This is a genomic window from Streptococcus sp. 3874, from assembly GCF_013276425.1.
GTDB classification, from domain to species: Bacteria; Bacillota; Bacilli; order Lactobacillales; family Streptococcaceae; genus Streptococcus; species Streptococcus pseudopneumoniae.
The window spans coordinates 1-761 of sequence record NZ_VMLA01000034.1 but is presented as its reverse complement, the minus strand read 5'-3'; the positions used below and the strand labels follow the sequence as shown (position 1 = coordinate 761).

Here is a 761-nt window from a genome sequence, read left to right as displayed (position 1 = left end):
TAGGTCGTTGTCGTGGTTACAGTTCCGTCCTCTCCGTCAATTGTAATAGGATTTTCACTACGGTCTTTTGTTTCATCTTTTTCAAAACGGATAACACTTGTAGGCAGAACTTCACGCTCAACCTTGCTTTGGGCTGGAACTTTGATAACTGTATCTGTCGGTTCTTTTCTATCTACAGTAACCTTTTCTGTGACCTTACCAGTCTCTGGATTAACATCGTAGGTCCTTGTCGTGGTTACATAGCCATCCTCTCCATCAACCATCTCAATAGAAGCTCCTCGGTCTCTACTCTCATCTTTTTCATAACGGATGACACTTGTAGGCAGAACTTCACGCTCAACCTTGCTTTTGGCTGGAACTTTGATAACTGTGTCTGTCGGTTCTTTTCTGTCTACAGTAACCTTTTCTGTGACCTTACCAGTCTCTGGATTAACATCGTAGGTCCTTGTCGTGGTTACATAGCCATCCTCTCCGTCAGTTGTAATAGGATTTTCACTACGGTCTTTTGTTTCATCTTTTTCAAAACGGATGACACTTGTAGGCAGAACTTCACGCTCAACCTTGCTTTTAGCTGGAACTTTGATAACTGTATCCGTGGCTTCTTTTTTCTCTACGGTAACCTTTTCGGTAACATGACCATTCTCTGGATTAACATCGTAGGTCGTTGTCGTGGTTACAGTTCCGTCCTCTCCGTCAATTGTAATAGGATTTTCACTACGGTCATTAGCTGCATACTTTCCCATACCACTTCGCAATTTTGA

Annotated in this window: 1 pseudogene; it reads right to left on the bottom strand. The window is 42.6% G+C overall.

The window, feature by feature from the left end:
• Positions 1-761 (bottom strand): annotated as a pseudogene (locus HT703_RS04030) (hypothetical protein); the annotation flags it as partial.